This is a genomic window from Loigolactobacillus bifermentans DSM 20003, assembly GCF_001434575.1.
Taxonomy (GTDB): domain Bacteria; phylum Bacillota; class Bacilli; order Lactobacillales; family Lactobacillaceae; genus Loigolactobacillus; species Loigolactobacillus bifermentans.
In genome coordinates this window covers 1-347 of record NZ_AZDA01000129.1, presented here as the reverse complement: position 1 = coordinate 347, position 347 = coordinate 1, and the positions used below count along the sequence as shown (strand labels likewise).

The following is a 347-nucleotide window of genomic DNA, read 5'->3' as shown; positions in this document are numbered from 1 at the left end:
ATAATGGATTACGAAGCAATTAAAACACAAGCACAAAAATATGAAGCTGATTTAACCAAGTTCTTACGCGACATGGTGAAGATCCCTGGCGAAAGCGCTGATGAAAAATTAAAGATCCAACGCGCAAAACAAGAAATGGAAAAAGTCGGCTTTGATAAAATCGACATCGATCCAATGGGTAACTTACTAGGCTACATGGGCCATGGTAAGAAATTAATCGCTTTTGACGGTCATATTGATACCGTTGCCATTGGTGAAAAACGCAACTGGAAATTCGACCCTTACGATGGTTACGAAACAGACACTGAAATCGGTGGCCGTGGGACTTCTGACCAAGAAGGCGGGAT

General features: G+C 42.1%; 1 pseudogene. It reads left to right on the top strand.

From position 1 onward, the window contains the following. Positions 1-3: 3 nt before the first annotated feature. Positions 4-347 (top strand): annotated as a pseudogene (locus FC07_RS13475) (YgeY family selenium metabolism-linked hydrolase); the annotation flags it as partial.